This window comes from Dietzia sp. UCD-THP (assembly GCF_000349585.1).
GTDB lineage: Bacteria > Actinomycetota > Actinomycetes > Mycobacteriales > Mycobacteriaceae > Dietzia > Dietzia natronolimnaea_A.
Genome location: NZ_KB714650.1, coordinates 138,317 through 155,316, shown reverse-complemented (window position 1 = coordinate 155,316; position 17,000 = coordinate 138,317). Strand labels below are relative to the sequence as shown.

Genomic DNA, 17,000 nt, shown 5'->3' with positions numbered 1-17,000 from the left:
CGCCGCGCGGTGCCCGATCCGAGCGTAGCCCGGTGCCCTATCCGACCGTCGCCGCCTCATCCGAGCGACGGGGCGCGACGACCTCGTAGTCGGAGGTGTCCACGGCACGGGTCCGGCGCTGGTACTCGTGGACCAGTCCGGGCCAGTTGGTGGTGACCCTGCCCGAGCCGGCCCGGTACCAGGAGTCGCATCCGCTCCAGACGGAGTCGTCGAGGCGCCGCAGGATCTCGGCGTCGTAGGCGTCGTCGACCTCCCCGCGGACCTCGAGGGCCGCCGGCCGATCCGCACCGGCCAGTCGCTCGACGATCTGGCGGATGTAGCGGGCCTGCTGCTCCATCATCAGGATGATCGAGCTGCTCCCGAGGTTGGTGTTGGGGCCGTAGACGAGGAACATGTTGGGAAAACCCTGCACAGCCATCCCGAGGTAGGCGCGGGCGCCCTCACGCCACTGCTCGTGCAGGTCCCGTCCCCCTCGCCCACGCACGGTCATGGGTGCCAGGAACTCGGTGGCCTTGAAACCGGTGCCGTAGATGATGACGTCGGCGGGGTGCAGCTGTCCGTCCACGGTGACGATCCCGTCGGGGACGACCTCGGCGACGCCGTCGGTCACCACGTCGACGTCCGGCCGGGCGAGCGCGGGGTACCACCCGTTGCTGAACAGCATCCGCTTACACCCGATCGGCTCGGTCGGGGTGAGTGCGGCTCGCAGCTCGGGATCACGGACGGTCAGCTTGAGATTGGCTCTGGCCAGACCGCTCAGGATCCGGGCCAGTGGCCGCGCGGAGGTCAGGGCCAGGCCGATCGCCTCGGTGGTCTCCCAGATGACCCCGCGCATAGCGGGGATGAGGCCGGGAACCCGCGCGAAGGCGGCGCGGTGCGCGTCGGTGTAGGCCCGGTCCGGCTTGGGCACCACCCATGGCGCGGAGCGCTGGTAGACCGTCACATGGGAGGCGACCTCGCGGACGCGGGGGACGAACTGGATCGCCGAGGCCCCGGTCCCCAGGACCGCGATCCGCTTGCCGGTGAGGTCGACGTCGTGACGCCACCGAGCGGAGTGGAACGACGGGCCCGCGAACGTCTCCAGCCCCGGGATGTCCGGGTAGGCCGGTCGGGACAGCTGGCCGACGGCCGGAACCAGGACGTCGGCCTCGAAGCTCTCGCCGGCGTCGGTGAGCACCGTCCACGTGGCGGTGTCCTCGTCGAAGGTCGCCGAGGTCACCTCGGTCCCCGTGCGCACCTTGTCGCGGAGGCCGAACCGGTCCGCGGTCTCGCGGATGTAGGACAGGATGTCGGGTTGCTCGGCGTAGCGGCGGCCCCAGTCCGTCTTGCGGTGGAACGAGTACGAGTAGAGGTTCGACGGCACGTCACACGCCGCTCCCGGGTAGGTGTTGTCTCTCCACACCCCGCCCACGTCGTCGGCCTTCTCGAGGATCGTCACGTCGGCGAGGTCGCCACGGGTCAGTTCGTAGGCGACGCCCAGGCCGCCGAATCCCGCGCCGATGATGAGGGCGCGGGGGCGCCGTCGCGTGGTGTCCGCAGGGGAGGGGGAAGGAGTCATGGTGAGACGGTATGACGCCGGCCCGGCGTGGCCACAGACTTTCCCGGACGGATAATCCATAATTCCGGCCATGAACTCCTGGGAGGATCCCGCCGTCCCGCACTGGGACTTTCCTCGATCGGCCACCGGTATCGGTGTACTGGTCGAGGCCGGCGACGCACTCGGCATCGAGGCGGGGACGATCCTGCGCGGGGTCGGACTGGGTCCCGCCGACCTGTCGAATGCGGACCTGTTGGTGGCACCGGAGAGCGAGCTGGCCGCGATCCGCAACCTCCGGACGGCCGCGGGGCACCGTCCCGCGCTCGCCGCCGAGGTCGGGTCCGCCTATCGCTTGACGACCTTCGGGATCCTCGGATACGCCCTGCTGTCCAGTCCCACGCTCCGCGACGTGATCTCCATGACCCTGCGATTCATCGACCTGAGCTACATCTTCAGCACGATCGCGGTGGAGTCGACCGGGGACCGGATCGAGGTCCGCCTGGGGGGCGGGACACTTCCCGGGGACCTCCGCGAGTTCCTGGTGGACCGGGATCTCTTCGCGATCCACTCCGTTCTCGGAGACCTGGTCCCCGGCGGCCTGCCCTTCACCGAGGTCGTCTTCGGCGGCGGCCGATCCGCGCCCACCCTCGCGGCCTACGGTGAGCGACTGGGACCGGTGGCGTCGTCGTCCGAAGGCGAGGTCGGGGCCACGGCGGTCTTCGACGCCGCCCACCTCGACCGTCCGCTCCCACAGGGCAGTACCGCCACGGTGGCGGTGGCAGAGACGCTCTGCAGGGACCTCGCCGCCACCCGACGGACCCGCGGGCCGGTGAGCAGCCGGGCCCGCGTCGCCATCACCGGACGTCTCTCCCAGGGGGCACCCATGCCGTCGGTGGCCGCCGAGCTGGGGGTGAGTCCACGCACGTTGCGAAGGCGTCTGGCGGAGGAGGGCACCTCCTACCAGCGCCTGCTGGACGACGTCCGGGTCGAGCTGGCACACCGCATGCTGGCTACCGGTCTGCTGTCCGTCGAGGACGTCGCCATCCGGCTGGGATACGCCGAGGCGTCGAGCTTCATCCATGCGTTCCGGCGACTCACCGGTACCACCCCGCACCGGGCCTCGGTAGCCTCGCGCACCCGGACGCCGGCGGCACGGCGGGCCTGATGTGCCGGGTGGAACCCGGACGTGGGATGATCGGCGACGTGCTGAAGTGGACCACCGCCGGAGAATCGCATGGCCAGGCCCTGGTGACGATCGTCGAGGGCGTCATCGCGGGCGTCGAGGTGACGAGCGACCAGATCGCGTCGCAACTCGCCCGTCGCCGCCTGGGCTACGGCCGCGGTGCCCGGATGAAGTTCGAGGCCGACGCGGTCAGGGTGCTCGCCGGCGTCCGCCACGGTCGCACCATGGGCTCGCCCATCGCGATCGAGGTCGGGAACACCGAGTGGCCCAAGTGGGACACGATCATGTCAGCGGATCCCATCGACCCCGATGCGATCGAGGACAAGGCCCGCGCGGCCACCCTCACCAGACCTCGCCCGGGCCACGCCGACTTCGCCGGGATGCTGAAGTACGACTTCGACGACGCCCGCATGGTTCTCGAACGCGCCAGCGCACGCGAGACCGCGGCCAGGGTCGCGGCGGGGACGGTCGCGCGGGCGGTGCTGCGCGAGGTCCTGGGCGTCGAGGTGCTCTCCCACGTGATCTCCATAGGCGCCTCCGAGCCCTACGTCGGGCCGGAGCCCGCGTTCGCCGACCTGCCCGCCATCGACGCCAGCCCCGTGCGTGCCTTCGACACCGCGAGCGGGGAGTCCATGATCGCCGAGATCGAGGCCGCCAAGAGGGCCGGGGACACGCTCGGGGGCGTCGTCGAGGTGGTCGTCCACGGGCTGCCCATCGGACTCGGCTCGCACGTGTCCGGCGAGGAGCGCCTCGACGCCCAACTGGCGGGAGCGCTCATGGGGATCCAGGCGATCAAGGGGGTCGAGGTCGGCGACGGTTTCGAGACCGCGCGTCGCCGGGGCAGCGTCGCGCACGACGAGATGGTGCGGGGCGACGACGGCGTGGGACGCCGGACCAACCGCGCGGGTGGACTCGAGGGCGGGATGACCAACGGGCAGGCCCTCCGGGTCCGCGCCGCCATGAAACCCATCTCCACGGTGCCGCGCGCGCTGAGCACCGTCGACATGGCGGACGGGTCCGGCGCCACCGCCATCCACCAGCGCTCCGATGTCTGCGCGGTCCCCGCTGCCGGGGTGGTCGCCGAATCCATGGTCGCGCTGGTCCTCGCGCGCTCCGTCCTGACGAAGTTCGGCGGGGACTCGGTGTCGGAGACCCGGCGCAACGCGCAGGGGTACCTCGACGCCGTGGCGGCGAGACTGGACTGGGACTCGGATCCGGCATGAACCACCCGGCACGGCCGGTCGCCGTCCTGGTGGGTCCGCCGGGTGCCGGCAAGACGACCATCGGGCGCAAGCTGGCCCGCAGGCTCGACGTGCCGTTCCGTGACGCCGACCAGATGATCGAGGAAGCCGAGGGGCGGTCGATACCCGAGATCTTCGCGGACGCAGGTGAGCCCGCGTTCCGCGCGATCGAGGAGAGGGTCGTGGCCGAGGCGCTGGAGACCTTCAGCGGGGTCCTCTCGCTGGGGGGCGGCGCCGTGCTGTCGGCGACCACCCGCGCCCGGCTCCGCGGCCACCGCGTGATCCATCTGACGATCGGGGTGGCCGAGGGGGTGCGCAGGTCCCGGGGTGCCGGTCGTCCACTCCTCGCCGGGGGCGACGTCACAGCCCGCTACCAGGCGTTGTTGACCGAGCGGGCGCCGCTCTACCGGGAGGTCGCGTGGTCGACCGTCAGTACCGAGCGCAGGAGTTCGGGCAAGGTGGTGACGGAGATCGTCGACAGACTCGAGTCCGGTGACCCGCACGCGCGCAGCACGGCGGACCGATCGTGAGTCCGGCGAGAAGTGAGATCAGTCGAACGATGAGCGGGAGCCCTTCATGAACCGAGACGGAGACACCACCGAGCCCGTGGTGGTGGATGTGCGGTCCGCCGCCCCCTATCCGGTGGTGATCGGCCGCGGACTGTTACCGGAGATCCTCGAGGCGTGCTCGGAGTCGCGCAACCTGGCGATATTCCACCAGCCGCCGTTGACGCAGACCGCCGAGCTGCTGCGGGAGCAACTCGCCGCCGCCGGGGTCAACGCGCACCGCGTCGAGATCCCCGACGCGGAGGCCGGCAAGGACCTCGCCGTCGCGGGCTACTGCTGGGACGTGCTCGGCAAGATCGGGCTGGGCCGCAAGGACACCGTGGTGAGCCTGGGCGGCGGGGCGGCGACGGACCTCGCCGGATTCGTGGCCGCCACCTGGATGCGCGGGGTGCGCGTGGTCCACATACCCACCACACTGCTCGCCATGGTGGACGCCGCCGTGGGGGGCAAGACCGGGATCAACACCGACGCCGGCAAGAACCTGGTGGGGTGCTTCCACGAACCGGCCGCCGTCTTCGTCGACACCGCGACCCTCGAATCGGTTCCGCGCAACGAACTGATCTCGGGCATGGCCGAGGTGGTCAAGTGCGGTTTCATCGCCGACCCGGGGATCCTCGATCTCATCGAGGCGGACCCGCAGGCCGCGCTCGATCCGACCGGGGAGACGATCGTCGAACTCATCCGGCGCAGTGTCCAGGTCAAGGCCGACGTGGTGGGCCGCGACCTCAAGGAGTCCGGCCCCCGGGAGAACCTCAACTACGGTCACACGCTCGGGCACGCCGTCGAGCGCCGTGAGCAGTACCGCTGGCGGCACGGGGCCGCCGTGAGCGTGGGGATGTGCTTCGTGGCGGAGCTGGCCCGGCTGGCGGGGCGTCTGGACGACGCGACGGCGGACCGACACGCGTCGATCCTGTCCTCACTCGGGCTGCCCACCGGGTACCACGATGACGCGTTCCCCCGGCTGCTCGAGCTGATGGCGGGGGACAAGAAGAACCACTCCGGATTCCTCCGGTTGGTGGTCCTCGACGGACTGGCCCGTCCGGCACGGATGGAGGCCCCCGACCCGTCCCTGATGACCGCGGCCTACGCCGCGATCTCGGAGGGCAACAAGCCCAGCGGCGGCGGGGTGCTGCTGTGAGTGACCGGTTGGCGGCCCGTCGGCGCGCGGTCGCCTCCGCGACCGCCGAGGCGGGAGCCACCGCGCTCCTGGTGACCGACCCCAGGAACATCGCGTATCTGACCGGGTTCCGCGGGTCCGGGGGAGCCGTTCTGGTGGAGGACGACGGCGAGGCCGTCCTGTGCACGGATTCCCGGTACGAACTCCAGGTCGTCGAGCAGGCCCCGGATGTCGGGCACGTGATCTCGCGGGAGTACGTCGCGGGGGTTCTCGGACGTCGTCGCGGACCCGCCGACGCTCCGCTGGCGGTCGAGGCGGACGCCGTGACCCTGTCCGCGGCGACCGCGCTTCGGCGGGTGCTCGCCGAGCTCGGGGCCGCGGACGCGCCGCTCGTCGAGACCAGTGGAGTGGTGGAGTCTGTGAGGCGGGCCAAGGACAGCGACGAGATCGGACTCATCGAGCGTGCCTGCCGGGTCGTCGACGACGCCTGGACCCATGTGTTGGCCCACGGCGTGCTCGCCACGGGCCGCAGCGAGCGTGAGGTCGCAGCGGACCTCGAACACGCCATGCGGCGGGCCGGTTCGGACGGCGTCGCGTTCGAGACCATCGTCGCCTCGGGCCCCAACGGGGCGTTCCCTCACCACGTCCCGGGGGACAGGCTGCTCGCCCCTGGCGATCTCGTGGTGGTCGACTTCGGCGCGACGGTCTCGGGCTACGCCTCGGACTGCACCCGCACGGTGGCGTTCGCGGGCGCCGCGGACCGGCTGCTCGACGCCTACGAGGTGGTCAGCCGGGCGCATCGCGCCGGTGTGTCCGCGGTCCGGGAAGGACTGGCCTGTGGGGAGCTCGACGGCGTGAGCCGGGGCATCATCTCCGACGCGGGGTTCGGCGAGCACTTCGGCCATTCGCTGGGTCACGGTGTGGGACTGGACGTCCACGAAGCGCCCGCGGTCTCCACCAGGTCCGCGAGTACACTGTCCGACGGCGATGTGATCACCATCGAGCCGGGGATCTACCTCCCCGGGCTCGGCGGGATCCGAATCGAGGACACCGTGGCCGTCACCGGCGGGAGCGGTAGATCCCTGACCACCACGTCGACGGCGCTGACCGTGCTCTGAGCCGCCGTCCCACAGAACATTCGCGCGGCGCCCGTCCACGGCCGCCCGCCGACGACTCGCGAAGGAGAACCGACCATGGCGTCCACCGCCGATTTCAAGAACGGCCTCGTCCTCAAGGAGGAGGGAAACCTGTGGCAGATCCAGGAGTTCCAGCACGTCAAGCCGGGTAAGGGTCCCGCCTTCGTCCGCACGAAGATCAAGAACGTCGTCTCCGGCAAGATCGTCGACAAGACCTACAACGCCGGGGTCAAGGTGGAGACCGCGACGGTGGACCGCCGCGACATGACCTTCCTGTACCGCGACGGGGAGGACTACGTCCTCATGGACGAGAAGGACTTCGAGCAGATCAACGTCTCTCCTGCCGTGATGGGGGACGGTGCCCGCTTCCTCCTCGAGAACACCAGCGTCCAGGTCTCGATGCACGAGGGCGTGGCGCTCTTCGCCGAGATGCCCGTCGCGGTGGATCTGGTCGTCCAGCACACCGATCCGGGACTCCAGGGGGACCGGTCGACCGGTGGCACCAAGCCCGCCACACTCGAGACCGGTGCCGAGGTCCACGTCCCGCTGTTCATCAACACGGGCGACAAGCTCCGCATCGACACCCGTGACGGACGGTACCTCAGCCGGGTGAACGACTGACCATGGCGGACGAGGCAGATCACCGGCGCCGGGGTTCGAGGTTCCGGGCCCGCAAGCGAGCGGTGGCCCTGCTGTTCGAGGCGGAACTCCGCGACGCCGATGTGGTGGCGCTCGCGGAGGAGCGCCGCCGGATGGGCGAGGAGTCGCAGGAGTTCCACGACGTCGCGACGTACACCATGGACATCGTCACGGGCGTGGCTCAGCGGTTGGACCGTCTCGACTCGATGATCTCCGAGCACCTGCGTGAGTGGACCCTCGAGCGCCTGCCGGCCGTGGACCGGGCGGTGCTGCGGGCGGGAGCGTGGGAGCTGCTGTTCGGGACCGAGGACGTGGAGGCGGCGATCGTGATCGACCAGTCCGTGCTGTTGATCTCGGATCTGTCGGCCGAGAAGTCGGTGCCCTACGTCAACGCGGTCCTCGACCGCATCGCCGGTCTCGCCGAGCACATCCGGGCCGCCGAACGCGCGGTGTCCTCGCTCGATCCGGCGCCGACCGCCGACGTGTCGGAGCCCACCCCTGACCCGCGGGGGTCGGGGGCCGGCGACTGATAGAGTTCGACCCGAAAGCTATCCCTTTAACGAGCCGTCCAGAGAGGCGGACAAGGAGGTGGTGATCGGTGAGCACTGACGGTCCGGAGTCGACCCCGGTTTCACTCTTCACGTCTGACGACGTCGCCAGGACGGTATCCCGACTGGCGCACCAGATCATCGAACGCACCGCCGCGGACTCCCCGGAGTCGGGTCCCGTGGTCCTGCTCGGCATCCCGACCCGTGGCGTTCCCCTCGCGCACCGCCTGGCCGAGCGCATCCGCGAGTTCAGCGGAGCCTCGGTGCACGCGGGCTCGCTGGACGTCACCCTCTACCGGGACGACCTCGCCGGGGGGCCGCACCGCCCCATGGGCCCCACCTCGGTCCCGCCGGACGGGGTCGACGGGGCGACCGTGATCCTGGTCGACGACGTCCTGTTCTCCGGCCGCACCATCCGGGCGGCGTTCGACGCGCTCCGTGACCTCGGCAGGCCCGCGCGCGTCCAGCTCGCCGTCCTGGTCGACCGCGGGCACCGCGAGCTCCCGATCCGTGCCGATTACGTGGGCAAGAACGTCCCCACCTCGCGCGAGGAGGGCGTCTCCGTCCGGCTCATGGAGACGGACGGTGTCGACACGGTGGTCCTGCGGCGGCCGACTCCGGAGGACACCCTGTGAAACATCTCCTCTCCGCTGCCGATCTCGACCGCGACGCGGCGTTGTCGATCCTGGACGAGGCGGGCCGTCTCAAGGAGGCGCTCCTCGGCCGGGAGGTGCGCAAGCTCCCGACCCTCCGGGGCAAGACCGTGCTGACCGTCTTCTACGAGAACTCCACGCGGACCCGGGTGTCCTTCGAGACCGCCGGAAAATGGATGAGTGCCGACGTGATCAACGTCTCCGCGAGCGCCTCCTCGGTGCAGAAGGGCGAGTCCCTCCGTGACACCGCCATGACGCTGACCGCCGTCGGGGCGGACGCGCTCATCGTCCGCCATCCGGCCTCGGGCTCCGCCCTCCAGATCGCCGGCTGGGTGGCCCCCGGCGGGGCCGGCCCCTCGGTGATCAACGCCGGGGACGGGATGCACGAACACCCGACCCAGGCACTGCTCGACGCGATGACCATCCGGGAACGTCTGGGAGGGATCGAGGGCCGCCGCGTGGTGATCGTCGGCGACATCCTGCACTCCCGGGTCGCCCGGTCGAACGCCCTGCTGTTGTCGACCCTCGGCGCCGAGGTGGTCCTGGTCGCCCCGCCCACCCTGCTCCCGGTGGGCGTCGGACAATGGCCGGTCAGGGTGTCCACCGACCTCGACGCCGAACTGCCCGGCGCGGACGCGGTGATGATGCTGCGCGTGCAGGCCGAGCGGATGAACGGTGGTTTCTTCCCGTCCGCCCGCGAGTACGCGGTGCGCTACGGCCTGGGACCCGCCCGTACCTCCCGGCTGCCCGAGAACGCGGTCGTCCTGCACCCCGGACCCATGGTCCGGGGAATGGAGATCGGGTTCGACACGGCCGACGCCCCGTCGTCAGCAATTCTCCAGCAGGTCACCAACGGCGTCCACGTGCGCATGTCGGTCCTGCTCCACACCCTCGTCGGAACGGAAGGAAACCCCGAGTGAGTGCCCTCGAACCCCCGACCCTGCTACTGCGCCGGGTCCGGCCCTACGGGGAGGGCGACCCCGTCGACGTGCTCGTCAGGGACGGGCTGGTCGCCGCGATCGGGCCCGACGCCGGCGCCGACCTTCCCGGTGAGGCGGAGATCCACGACCTGGGCGGCGCCGTCCTACTGCCCGGGTTCGTCGACCTGCACACCCACCTCCGGGAGCCCGGCCGCGAGGACACCGAGACCGTGGCCAGCGGTTCGGCAGCCGCGGCGCGGGGCGGCTACACCGCGGTGTTCGCCATGGCCAACACGCAGCCGCCCCAGGACAACCAGACCGTGACCGACTCCGTATGGCGGATCGGCCGGTCCGTGGGGTTGTGCGACATCCACCCGGTGGGAGCGGTCACCGTCGGCCTCAAGGGGGAGCAGCTCACCGAGATGGGCCAGATGGCCTCTGGCGAGGCCGGGGTCCGGATCTTCTCCGACGACGGCATGTGCGTCTACGACCCACTGGTGATGCGCCGCGCCCTCGAGTACTCGGCGGGCCTCGGCGTGCTGATCGCCCAGCACGCGGAGGAGCCACGCCTGACCAAGGGTGCGGTGGCACACGAGGGGCCCACGGCCGCCCGCCTCGGACTGACCGGCTGGCCGCGCTCGGCGGAGGAGTCGATCGTCGCGCGCGACGCGATCCTGGCCCGGGACGCCGGCGCGCGCGTCCACATCTGCCACGCCTCCACCACGGGGACGGTCGAGCTGCTCAAGTGGGCGAAGGCGCAGGGGATCTCGATCACCGCGGAGGTCACCCCCCACCACCTGCTGCTCGACGACACCAGGCTCGAGACCTACGACGGGGTCTACCGGGTCAACCCGCCTCTGCGCGAGGCCCACGACACCCTCGCGCTGCGTGACGCGCTCGTGTCCGGGGTGATCGACTGCGTCGCCACGGACCACGCCCCCCATGCCGCCCAGGAGAAGTGCTGTGAGTTCGCGGCCGCCCGCCCGGGCATGCTCGGGTTGGAGACGGCGTTGCCCATCGTGGCGGCCCTGCTGGTCGATTCGGGGGAGATGACCTGGCGCGATCTGGCCCGCGTGATGAGCACGCGGCCCGCCGAGATCGCCGGTCTCACCGACCAGGGGCGTCCGATCGCGGTCGGGGAGCCCGCTAACCTCGCCGCCGTCGATCCCGACTCCCCGTGGACCGTCGTGGGGGAGGAACTCGCAAGTCTGTCCGCCAACACCCCCTACGAGGGGATGACGTTCGCCGCCCGGGTCGTGGGCACCGTATACCGGGGCCGCATGACCCACCGCGACGGAGAGGTACTCGCATGACACAGGACATCTGGACCCTGATCGTCGTCATCCTGGTCTTTCTGGGCATACTCGCGTTGATGATCCGGGGGTGGCGCAACCGGACGCGGGCCCAGGCAGGTCTGTTCGACTCCCTGCCCGAGGTGCCCGCCGAGACCGGCGAGGTTGTCCTGGGCCCGCTGACCGGCGTGTACATCGGGAGCACCGTCGCGGGGGACTGGCAGGCACGCATCGCCCGCGCGCCACTCGGGCACCGTTCGGCCGGAACCCTCACCGCGTTCACCGGAGGGCTGCGGCTCGACCTCGCCGACGCCACCGTCTGGATCCCCCGCTCCGACCTCCAGACCGTGCGACGCGCCTCGGCCCTCGCCAACAAGACCGTGCCGGGCGGCGGGATCCTCGTCGCCCGATGGCAGGTCGACGGCCCGGACGGCATCACTGAGATCGACTCCGGCTTCCGGGCCGACGACAAGGACACGTACCCCCGTTGGGAGGCGCTGCGCGGAGACGCCGCACCGACCACCCGGCCGGACACCCCCAGCTCCACCACCGAGGAGAACAAGTGACACCGCACCACGGAACCACCGTCGCACCGGGGGGTCGCCACCCCGCCGCGCTCGTCCTCGAAGACGGCCGCATCCACCGCGGGACATCGTTCGGCGCGACCGGGACGACGCTCGGCGAGGCCGTGTTCACGACCGGGATGTCCGGTTACCAGGAGACCATGACCGACCCGTCCTATCACCGGCAGATCGTCGTCAGCACCGCTCCCCAGATCGGCAACACCGGGTGGAACGACGAGGACGGCGAGTCGCTCCTGGACGGAAGGAACGGCGGCGGTCGGATCTGGGTGGCGGGCCTCGTCATCCGTGACCTCTCACGGCGGGCGTCCAACCACCGGTCCGAGCGCACGCTCGAGGACGAGATGCTCGCCCAGGGAATCGTGGGGATCGCCGACGTGGACACCCGGGCGGTCGTCCGCCACATCCGGGAGCTCGGGGCCATGAAGGCCGGCATCTTCTCCGGTGACGCCGTGGTGGACGACGAGACGATGCTCGCGACCGTGCGCGATCAGGAGCCCATGGCCGGGGCCTCCCTCGCCGGGGAGGTCTCGACGGACACGCCCTACGTCGTCGAACCCGAGGGCGACGTGCGCCACTCGGTGGCCGCGCTCGACCTGGGCATCAAGACCAACACCCCCCGCATGCTCACCGCACGCGGCGTGCGGGTCCACGTCCTGCCCTCCGACTCGACCCTGCAGGACGTCCTCGATCTCGACGTCGACGGGGTCTTCCTGTCCAACGGACCCGGGGACCCCGCCACCGCCGACGCGGCGGTCCACCTGACCAAGGAGGTCCTGAGCCAGGGGATCCCGTTCTTCGGGATCTGCTTCGGCAACCAGATCCTGGGCAGAGCGCTCGGACTCGACACCTACAAGATGAGGTTCGGCCACCGCGGCATCAACATCCCGGTGGTGGAGAAGGCCACGGGGACGGTCGCCATCACGTCCCAGAACCACGGGTTCGCCCTGCGTGCGCCGGAGAGCGAGACCTGGGAGACACCCTGGGGCACCGCCACCGTCACGCACGTCTGCGCGAACGACGGGTCCGTCGAGGGCGTCGCCCTCACCGACGGCTCGGCATTCTCCGTCCAGTACCACCCGGAGGCCGCGGCAGGTCCCCGTGACGCCGCCGATCTCTTCGACCGCTTCGTCAGCCTGCTCGACTCAGCGTCCGGCGACGCCGCCGACGGTTCCGCAGACTCCAGAAAGGGCTCGAACTGATGCCCCGCCGCACAGACATCAACCACGTCCTCGTCATCGGTTCCGGACCGATCGTCATCGGCCAGGCGTGTGAGTTCGACTACTCCGGCACGCAGGCGTGCCGGGTGCTCCGTGCCGAGGGCCTGCGGGTCACGCTCGTCAACTCCAACCCGGCGACGATCATGACCGACCCCGAGTTCGCGGACAGCACCTACATCGAGCCGATCACGCCCGAGTACATCGACAAGATCTTCACCAAGGAAGCGGCCGACGGGCACCCCGTCGACGCGGTGTTGGCGACCCTCGGGGGTCAGACCGCCCTCAACGCCGCCATGCAGCTCGATGCCCAGGGGATCCTCGCCAAGCACGGCGTGGAACTGATCGGGGCCGACATCCCCGCCATCAACCGGGGCGAGGACCGGCAGACCTTCAAGGACATCGTCGCGAGTGTGGGGGGTGACTCCGCGCGCAGCGCCGTGTGCCACACCATGGAGGAGGTGCACGCGACCGTCGCCGAACTCGGTCTGCCCGTCGTGGTCCGGCCGTCGTTCACCATGGGCGGGCTCGGCTCCGGCCTGGCCTACACCACCGAGGACCTCGAGCGGATCGCCGGCGGCGGTCTGTCCGCCTCGCCCACCGCGAACGTCCTCATCGAGGAGTCGATCCTCGGGTGGAAGGAGTTCGAGCTCGAGCTCATGCGGGACAACAAGGACAACGTCGTGGTGGTGTGCTCCATCGAGAACCTCGACGCCCTCGGGGTCCACACCGGCGACTCGGTCACCGTCGCGCCGTCCATGACGTTGACCGACCGCGAATACCAGGACATGCGCGACATCGGGATCGCGATCCTCCGCGCCGTCGGCGTCGACACCGGGGGATGCAACATCCAGTTCGCCATCAACCCGGTGGACGGCCGGCTCGTGGTGATCGAGATGAACCCGCGCGTCTCCCGGTCCTCGGCCCTGGCGTCCAAGGCCACCGGGTTCCCCATCGCCAAGATCGCCGCCCGCCTCGCCATCGGGTACTCGCTCGACGAGATCACCAACGACATCACCGGTGAGACCCCCGCGTGCTTCGAACCGACCCTGGACTACGTGGTGGTCAAGGCACCGCGGTTCGCCTTCGAGAAGTTCCCCGGCGCGGACGACACCCTCACGACCACCATGAAGTCGGTGGGCGAGGCGATGAGCCTGGGCCGTAACTTCCGCGAGGCGCTCGGCAAGGTGATGCGGTCCCTGGAGACCAAGGCCGCCGGCTTCTGGACGCTGCCCGACGAGACGATCGCGCCCGGTCGGTCGACCGACGTCGACGCCGTCCTCGCCGATCTCGTGCGCCCGACCGAGGGCCGGATCTACGACGTCGAGCTCGCGCTGCGGCTCGGCGCGACCGTCGACCAGGTCCACGAGGCATCGGGGCTCGACCCGTGGTTCCTCGAGGAGATCTCCGCGCTGGTCGAGCTCCGACAGGAGATCGTCGACGCGCCAGTGGTCGACGCCGCGCTCCTGCGGCGCGCGAAGCACAACGGACTGTCCGACGCCCAGATCGCGGCCCTGCGGCCGGAGTTCGCCGGCCCCGAGGGCGTGCGGCGCCTGCGTCACCGCCTCGAGGTCCGGCCCGTCTACAAGACGGTCGACACCTGCGCCGCGGAGTTCGAGGCCAAGACCCCGTACCACTACTCGACCTACGAACTCGACCCCGCTGCCGAGTCCGAGGTCGCGGCCCAGACCGAGCGCGAGAAGGTCATCATCCTGGGCTCGGGACCCAACCGGATCGGCCAGGGCATCGAGTTCGACTACTCGTGCGTGCACGCCGCGCTCACGTTGTCCGAGGCCGGGTACGAGACCGTCATGGTCAACTGCAACCCGGAGACCGTCTCGACCGACTACGACACCGCCGACCGTCTGTACTTCGAGCCGCTGACGTTCGAGGACGTCATGGAGGTCTACCACGCCGAGTCCGAGTCGGGCACCGTCGCCGGTGTCCTGGTCCAACTCGGTGGCCAGACCCCGCTGGGCCTGGCGGCGCAGCTCGAGGAGGCCGGCGTTCCCATCGTGGGCACCAGCCCGTCGGCGATCGACCTGGCGGAGGACCGGCGAGAGTTCGGCGAGGTCCTCGTCAGGGCCGGTCTGCCCGCACCCGCGTTCGGGACCGCCATCAACGCCACGGAGGCCACGGAGATCGCGGCCCGCATCGGGTACCCCGTCCTCGTCCGCCCCTCGTACGTCCTGGGTGGACGCGGGATGGAGATCGTCTACGACGAGGACTCGCTGCGGTCGTACATCGATCGCGCCACCGAGATCAGCCCGGATCGTCCCGTCCTGGTCGACCGCTTCCTCGACGACGCGGTCGAGATCGACGTCGACGTGCTGTGCGACGGCACCGAGGTCTACCTGGGTGGCGTCATGGAACACATCGAGGAGGCCGGCATCCACTCCGGCGACTCCGCCTGCGCGCTCCCGCCCATCACCCTGGGGCAGGACGACATCGATCGCGTGCGCCGTTCCAGCGAGGCGCTGGCGCATGGGATCGGCGTCAAGGGACTGCTCAACGTGCAGTACGCGATCAAAGACGACGTCCTGTACGTCCTGGAGGCCAACCCCAGGGCCAGTCGTACGGTGCCGTTCGTCTCCAAGGCGACCGGCGTGCACCTCGCCAAGGCGTGCGCACGGATCATGATGGGTGAGACCATCGCCGAGCTCAAGGCCGAGGGACTGCTGCCGTCGGACCGGGACGGCGGATCGCTCCCGGCGGACGCGCCCGTCGCGGTCAAGGAAGCGGTCCTCCCGTTCAACCGCTTCCGCACACCTGAGGGCAACCCCGTGGAGTCACTGCTGAGCCCGGAGATGAAGTCGACCGGGGAGGTCATGGGCATCGGTCCCGACTTCGCCGTCGCCTTTGCCAAGGGCCAGCTCGCGGCCGAGGGGGTGCTTCCGACGTCCGGGACCGTGTTCGTCTCCGTCGCGAACAGGGACAAGCGCTCCATGGTGTTCCCGGCGCAACGACTGGCCGCGCTCGGGTTCACCGTCCTGGCCACCGAGGGCACCGCGCTCATGCTCCGGCGGTACGGGATCGCCTGCGAGACCGTCGCGAAACTCACCGAGGCCGGGGGTGGGCCGGTCGACGACAAGGGTGACCCGGTCCGGACGATCGTCGACAGGATCAACGCGGACGAGGTCGACCTGATCCTCAACATCGCCTCCTCCACCGGGGGCACCCGGGCCGATGGACACGAGATCCGTTCGGCCGCCATCACCCGGCGGGTCCCGTGTGTCACCACCGTCCAGGGCGCGACCGCGGCGGTCCACGGTATCGAGGCCGTCCGGCGCGGGGACGTCACCGTCAGCCCCCTGCAGGAGCTGCACAGCGGGTTCGCCGCCCGATGACCGACGGGACGTCCCGGGTCTCCTTCGGGGCGCGGCTCCACGGTGCGGTGCGTGCCCGGGGTAACCTCTGCGTGGGCATCGACCCGCACCCGGCGCTCCTCGAGGCCTGGGGGCTGGGTGTGGACGCCGCGGGTCTCCGCGAGTTCTCCCGTCGATCGCTGGAGGCGTTCGGGGATCTCGTGCCGGCGATCAAACCCCAGGTGGCGTTCTTCGAGGAGCACGGATCCGCCGGGTTCGCGGTCCTCGAGGAGGTGCTGGCGTCGATCGTCGAGGCCGGCGCCCTGTCGATCGCGGACGCCAAGCGCGGGGACATCGGTTCCACGATGGCCGGGTACTCCCGGGCGTGGCTGGCGGAGGGTTCACCGCTGGCGTGTGACGCGCTGACCGTGTCCCCGTACCTCGGGGTGGGGTCGCTGGAGGCGGCGTTCGACACCGCGTCGGCGAACGATCGCGGGGTGTTCGTGTTGGCCCGCACCTCCAACCCGGAGGCGGGGGGACTGCAGGGGGCCACCGGGCCCTCCGGAACGGTCGCGCAGATGGTCGTGGACGAGGTGGGCCGACGGAACGCCGCGTCGGAGACCGGGACGCCGGGTTCGTTCGGCGTGGTGGTGGGCGCGACGGTCGCCGACCCTCCGCGACTGGACGCGCTCTCCGGTCCGGTTCTCATGCCGGGGGTGGGGGAGCAGGGGGGGACCTCGGAGGACGTCCGGAGGATCGCCGGGCCCGCGTTGCCCCACACCCTCGTCAACGTCTCCCGGCACGTCCTGCGCTCGGGCCCGGACGTCGGGGCGATGCGGGCGGTGGTCCGCGAGCTGGCCGAGACCTACCGGTTCGCCGGGCCCGACTGACTCGTTAGTAGTCCCAGCGGATGGCTGGAGTCACAGGGGCCCCGTGTGCCGCGCTGATCCGTGACGCGGTCGCGCGATTTCGGGCGGTTCGGTTCGCGATTGCGGACGACCGACGTTAGTCTTCTCCTCACCTCACTCGTCAATGCGCAGTTCAGGCGGGGTGCCACGCCGGGCC

15 protein-coding genes are annotated in these 17,000 nt (G+C 70.6%); 14 read left to right on the top strand and 1 reads right to left on the bottom strand.

The genetic code is table 11. The features are described from left to right. Positions 1–37: 37 nt before the first annotated feature. Positions 38–1,558 carry an NAD(P)/FAD-dependent oxidoreductase gene (locus tag H483_RS29240; RefSeq protein WP_017836857.1) on the bottom strand — a complete coding sequence of 507 codons (1,521 nt, stop codon included), beginning with the start codon at positions 1,556–1,558 and terminating at the stop codon, positions 38–40. Between the two features lie 70 nt (positions 1,559–1,628). Between H483_RS29240 and H483_RS29235 the strand changes: the two genes are divergently transcribed. The 14 genes from H483_RS29235 (at position 1,629) to pyrF (ending at position 16,825) form a co-directional block, all read left to right on the top strand. Continuing rightward, entirely contained in the window at positions 1,629–2,702 is a 1,074-nt protein-coding gene (locus H483_RS29235; RefSeq protein ID WP_017836856.1) for an AraC family transcriptional regulator, read from the top strand. A 38-nt stretch (positions 2,703–2,740) separates the two neighbouring features. Next, complete coding sequence (gene aroC / locus H483_RS29230) at positions 2,741–3,943, top strand: chorismate synthase (RefSeq protein WP_031264869.1); 1,203 nt, start codon at positions 2,741–2,743, stop codon at positions 3,941–3,943. Next, positions 3,940–4,491, top strand: coding sequence for a shikimate kinase (locus H483_RS29225; protein WP_017836854.1), 552 nt, complete (start codon positions 3,940–3,942; stop codon positions 4,489–4,491). The genes aroC and H483_RS29225 overlap by 4 nt, the downstream gene beginning before the upstream one ends. A gap of 46 nt (positions 4,492–4,537) precedes the next feature. After that, positions 4,538–5,665 carry a 3-dehydroquinate synthase gene (aroB, locus tag H483_RS29220; RefSeq protein WP_017836853.1) on the top strand — a complete coding sequence of 376 codons (1,128 nt, stop codon included), beginning with the start codon at positions 4,538–4,540 and terminating at the stop codon, positions 5,663–5,665. Next, positions 5,662–6,762 (top strand): Xaa-Pro peptidase family protein, encoded by a 1,101-nt coding sequence (locus H483_RS29215; protein WP_017836852.1) that lies wholly within the window; start codon positions 5,662–5,664, stop codon positions 6,760–6,762. Before aroB ends, H483_RS29215 begins: the two co-directional genes overlap by 4 nt. Positions 6,763–6,837: 75 nt before the next feature. Beyond that, entirely contained in the window at positions 6,838–7,401 is a 564-nt protein-coding gene (gene efp / locus H483_RS29210) for an elongation factor P (RefSeq protein WP_017836851.1), read from the top strand. Between the two features lie 2 nt (positions 7,402–7,403). Further along, on the top strand, positions 7,404–7,949 hold the full coding sequence (nusB, locus tag H483_RS29205; RefSeq protein ID WP_017836850.1) for a transcription antitermination factor NusB: 546 nt from the start codon (positions 7,404–7,406) through the stop codon (positions 7,947–7,949). Positions 7,950–8,017: 68 nt separating this feature from the next. Beyond that, positions 8,018–8,602, top strand: coding sequence for a bifunctional pyr operon transcriptional regulator/uracil phosphoribosyltransferase PyrR (gene pyrR / locus H483_RS29200; protein ID WP_017836849.1), 585 nt, complete (start codon positions 8,018–8,020; stop codon positions 8,600–8,602). Further along, a complete protein-coding gene (locus H483_RS29195; RefSeq protein ID WP_017836848.1) occupies positions 8,599–9,540 on the top strand; it encodes an aspartate carbamoyltransferase catalytic subunit in 942 nt (313 codons plus the stop codon). Before pyrR ends, H483_RS29195 begins: the two co-directional genes overlap by 4 nt. Further along, a complete protein-coding gene (locus H483_RS29190) occupies positions 9,537–10,853 on the top strand; it encodes a dihydroorotase (RefSeq protein ID WP_017836847.1) in 1,317 nt (438 codons plus the stop codon). Before H483_RS29195 ends, H483_RS29190 begins: the two co-directional genes overlap by 4 nt. Then, entirely contained in the window at positions 10,850–11,398 is a 549-nt protein-coding gene (locus tag H483_RS29185; protein ID WP_017836846.1) for a hypothetical protein, read from the top strand. Before H483_RS29190 ends, H483_RS29185 begins: the two co-directional genes overlap by 4 nt. Next, positions 11,395–12,615: a glutamine-hydrolyzing carbamoyl-phosphate synthase small subunit gene (carA, locus tag H483_RS29180; protein ID WP_017836845.1), complete on the top strand. Its 1,221-nt coding sequence runs from the start codon at positions 11,395–11,397 to the stop codon at positions 12,613–12,615. Before H483_RS29185 ends, carA begins: the two co-directional genes overlap by 4 nt. After that, complete coding sequence (carB, locus tag H483_RS29175) at positions 12,615–15,977, top strand: carbamoyl-phosphate synthase large subunit (protein ID WP_017836844.1); 3,363 nt, start codon at positions 12,615–12,617, stop codon at positions 15,975–15,977. Before carA ends, carB begins: the two co-directional genes overlap by 1 nt. After that, positions 15,974–16,825 (top strand): orotidine-5'-phosphate decarboxylase, encoded by an 852-nt coding sequence (gene pyrF / locus H483_RS29170; protein WP_017836843.1) that lies wholly within the window; start codon positions 15,974–15,976, stop codon positions 16,823–16,825. The genes carB and pyrF overlap by 4 nt, the downstream gene beginning before the upstream one ends. The last annotated feature ends 175 nt before the right edge of the window (positions 16,826–17,000 follow it).